This is a genomic window from Sphingopyxis sp., assembly GCF_036402335.1.
In the GTDB taxonomy this organism is placed as follows: Bacteria; Pseudomonadota; Alphaproteobacteria; order Sphingomonadales; family Sphingomonadaceae; genus Sphingopyxis.
Window position 1 is genome coordinate 1 of record NZ_DASWTD010000133.1, and the last position, 4,168, is coordinate 4,168.

General features: G+C 63.7%; 4 protein-coding genes. All 4 read left to right on the plus strand.

From position 1 onward, the window contains the following. A partial coding sequence (gene cysN / locus VGD20_RS04180) for a sulfate adenylyltransferase subunit CysN (RefSeq protein ID WP_331133242.1) occupies positions 1-1,830 on the plus strand: 1,830 nt, incomplete at its 5' end. 2 nt (positions 1,831-1,832) lie between these two features. After that, positions 1,833-2,585: a 3'(2'),5'-bisphosphate nucleotidase CysQ gene (locus VGD20_RS04185; protein WP_331133243.1), complete on the plus strand. Its 753-nt coding sequence runs from the start codon at positions 1,833-1,835 to the stop codon at positions 2,583-2,585. A gap of 71 nt (positions 2,586-2,656) precedes the next feature. After that, positions 2,657-3,058, plus strand: a complete 402-nt coding sequence (locus VGD20_RS04190; RefSeq protein ID WP_331133244.1) for a hypothetical protein — start codon at positions 2,657-2,659, stop codon at positions 3,056-3,058. A 129-nt stretch (positions 3,059-3,187) separates the two neighbouring features. Continuing rightward, positions 3,188-4,168, plus strand: a 981-nt coding sequence (locus tag VGD20_RS04195) for a zinc-binding dehydrogenase (protein WP_331133245.1), incomplete at its 3' end; no start/stop codon positions are given.

Below are 4,168 nucleotides of genomic sequence, written 5' to 3' on the forward strand. Positions count from 1 at the left end.
TACAAGGGGCTGCTTCGATTCATCACGTGCGGATCCGTCGACGACGGTAAGTCCACGTTGATCGGACGGCTCCTATATGAATCGAAGATGATCTTCGAGGACCAGCTCGCCGCGCTCGAAGCCGACAGCAAGCGCGTCGGCACGCAAGGGCAGGAGATCGACTTCGCGCTCCTCGTCGACGGCCTCGCGGCCGAGCGCGAGCAGGGGATCACGATCGACGTCGCCTACCGCTTTTTCACGACCGAGAAGCGCAAGTTCATCGTCGCCGATACGCCCGGCCACGAGCAGTACACGCGCAACATGGTCACCGGCGCATCGACAGCCGACCTTGCGGTCATCCTGATCGACGCGCGCAAGGGCGTGCTCACCCAGACGCGCCGCCACAGCTTCCTCGCGCACCTGATCGGTATCAAGCATATCGTGCTCGCGGTGAACAAGATGGACCTTGTCGGTTACGACAAGAGTGTCTTCGACCGCATCACGCTGGCGTACCGCGCCTTCGCGAGCGAAATCGGCATTACGAATTTCACCGCGATCCCGATCTCGGGCTTCAAGGGCGACAATATCACCGCGCTGTCGGACAATACGCCCTGGTTCAAGGGGCCGGCGCTGATCGAGCATCTCGAAACTGTCGAGATCGGCGCCGCCGCCGACGAAGCCAAGCCGTTCCGTCTGCCGGTGCAATGGGTCAACCGCCCGAACCTCGATTTCCGCGGCTTTTCGGGCCAACTCGCGAGCGGCAAGGTCAGGCCCGGCGACGCCGTGCGTATCCTGCCCAGCGGCAAGACCACGACCGTCGACCGCATCGTCACGCTGGATGGTGATCTCGATGAGGCGGTCGCGGGCCAGTCGGTGACGCTGACGCTTGCCGACGAGGTCGATTGCTCGCGCGGTGACGTCATCGCCGCCGCCGATGCGCCGCCCGAGGCTGCCGATCAGTTCGAGGCGACGCTTGTCTGGATGGCCGATGAGGCGATGATCGCGGGCCGCGCCTATTGGCTCAAGCTCGCGACGCAGAGCGTCTCGGCGACGATTCAGCCACCGAAGTATGAGATCAACGTCAACACGCTCGACCATCTCGCGGCGAAGACACTCGAGCTCAACGGCATCGGCGTCGTCGAACTGTCGACCGACAAGCCGATCACCTTCGAGGCTTATGAGGACAATCGGACGCTCGGCGGTTTCATCCTGATCGACAAATTGACCAACGCGACCGTCGCCGCTGGCATGCTGCACTTCAGCCTCCGCCGCGCACAGAATGTCCATTGGCAGGCGACCGATATCGACCGCGACATGCGCGCGAACCTCAAGAACCAGCGCCCCGCGCTGCTGTGGTTCACCGGCCTGTCGGGGTCGGGCAAGTCGACGATCGCGAATCTCGTCGAGAAGAAGCTGCACCGGATGAACCGCCACAGCTTCCTGCTCGACGGCGACAATGTCCGCCACGGGCTCAACCGCGACCTCGGCTTCACCGAGGCCGACCGGATCGAGAATATCCGCCGCGTCGGCGAGGTTGCGAAACTGATGACCGATGCCGGACTGGTCGTCATCACCGCCTTCATTTCGCCCTTCAAGGCCGAGCGCGATATGGTGCGCAGCATGCTGCCCGAGGGCGAGTTCATCGAGATATTCATCGACACCCCGCTCGCCGAGGCCGAGCGCCGCGACGTGAAAGGTCTCTACAAAAAGGCGCGCGCCGGGCAGCTCAAGAATTTCACCGGCATCGACAGCCCTTACGAGGCACCCGAAAGCCCCGAGATTCGTATCGACACAACCGCGATGACGCCCGAAGAAGCGGCGGACCTGATCATCGATCGCTTGCTGGGATAGATATGACTGCGGGGGAAACCGACGAACAGCTCGCTGAACGGCTCGCCGCAGTCGCGGGCCTTATGCTGCTCGATCTTCAAATATCGGGCAAATTTGTCGGCAAGTCGCTCGGTCAGGCAGGCGACGCGCGGGCGAATGCGATGCTGATGCACGAACTCCGCGCTGCACGCCCCGACGATGCCATCCTGTCCGAAGAGGAAAAGGACAATGTCGTTCGCTGCAACAACAAGCGTGCGTGGATCGTCGATCCGCTCGACGGCACGCGCGAGTATAGCGAAGGTCGCAGCGACTGGGCGGTGCATGTCGCGCTCGCGATAGAGGGCGTTCCGACGGTCGGCGCCGTGGCGCTGCCGGGGCTGGGCCTGACGCTGACCTCGGGTTCGCCGAAACCGCTCGAGCCCGCAAACGTTCCGCTCAAAATGCTGGTGAGCCGCACGCGGCCCGCCGCCGAAGCCGTCCATGTCGCGGAAAAGATGGGCGCCGAACTGCTCGCCATGGGGTCGGCAGGCGCCAAGGCGATGGCTGTGGTGCGCGGCGAGGCCGACATCTACCTTCATACCGGCGGGCAATATGAATGGGACAATTGCGCCCCGGCCGCCGTAGCGATTGCCGCAGGCCTGCACGTCAGCCGCGTCGACGGATCGCCGCTCGTCTATAATTGTGCCGACCCCTATCTCCCCGATCTGCTGATCTGCCGGATGGAGCTGGCCGAAGAGGTGCTGCGCCTCGCCGCACAATATTCGCCAGCCGGGTAGGGCCGCTGCCATTCCGGGCGGGCCGCATATTTCGTTCTTGGCTGGCCGTTCACCAGAGGCCATGAGGAAGCATGATCGACCTTTCATCGTGGCTTCTGCCGCTGTCCATCGCGCTTGCACCGGCAGCAGCCGATCCTGATCGCTTCACCGATGGTGGCGTGACATATATTCTTTATGCCGACACCTACCGTCAGGTGGATGACGAGGTACGGCAAATCGGCTTTTCACTCGAAATGACCAAGGCTGAAGGTGCGCCGGACAATGCCGTCGCCATGAATGGCGTCGTTCAGGTAAACTGCGGCACGCGCAGCGCTCGCATGGTCGGCCCGCAGCTATTCGACGACAAAAATCAGCCCATCGCCACCGATGTGTCAGGCCCCGACCATAACTCGCCTTGGGAAGAGTTGGGAACAACCGCTTCGGACCAGCATCTTTACCGCAGGGTCTGCGAGCGGGAAAAATCGGCGCCATAGCGCCGGGGTGCATCGACCGCAGTCGGTACCCGGACTAAATGGCAGCGTCGCCGGACCGAACGCCGGTTGCCAGCCGGTGCGACACGTCCTAATCCGTTGCATCGAAAAACCGAATACGGGAGATGTGCGATGACCGACCTGCCTGAAACCAACCTCACCATGCTGACGCTCGTGAAGCCCGAAGGGCAACTCGAAGTCTCGCTCGAACGCCGTCCGATGCCGAAACCAAAGCCGCACGAAGTGCTGGTGAAGGTGCTCGCCGCGCCGATCAACCCGTCGGACCTCGGCCTGCTGTTCGGCGGCGCCGACATGTCGACCGCGCGCGCCTCGACCCGCGAAGGCCTGCCTGTCATCACCGCCGATGTCCCGCCTGCCGGAATGCGCGCGATGGGCGGACGCATCGGCGATGCGCTCGCGATCGGCAACGAAGGCTGCGGCACCGTTGTCGCGGCAGGGGATACGCCCGAGGCACAGGCGCTGCTCGGCAAGACCGTCGCGCTGCTCGGCGGCGAGATGTATGCCGAATATCGCTGCCTGCCGGTGCAGATGGTGATGCCGCTGCCCGACGGCACCGATCCGGCCGATGGCGCCTCCTGCTTCGTCAACCCGCTCACGTCGCTGGCTTTCACCGAGACGATGCGGATGGAGAACCACAGCGCGATCGTCCATACCGCCGCGGCGTCGAACCTGGGCCAGATGCTCGTCAAGATCTGCGCCAAGGACGGCATCCCGCTCGTCAACATCGTGCGCAGCGATGCGCAGGTCGAAATTCTGAAGGGCATCGGCGCGAAATATATCGTCAACAGCAGCGCCGACGATTTCATGGAGCGGCTGGTCGATGCGATCGCCGAAACCGGCGCGACATTGGGCTTCGATGCGACCGGGGGCGGCAAGCTCGCGGGGCAGGTGCTGACCGCGATGGAAGCCGCCGCGGTCAAGCGCATGACGACCTACAGCCGCTACGGCTCGGACACGTTCAAGCAGGTCTATATCTATGGCGCGCTCGACCTGTCGCCGACGACCTTCTCGGCGCGCAGCTTCGGGCTGACGTGGGCGCTCGGTGGCTTCCTGCTGACGCCGTTCATGGCGAAGGCGGGCATGGAGACCGTC

Coding starts and splice junctions, on each gene's coding strand:
- VGD20_RS04185 (WP_331133243.1), top strand. CDS start 1,833: ATGACTGCGGGGGAAACCGACGAACAGCTCGCTGAACGGCTCGCCGCA.
- VGD20_RS04190 (WP_331133244.1), top strand. CDS start 2,657: ATGATCGACCTTTCATCGTGGCTTCTGCCGCTGTCCATCGCGCTTGCA.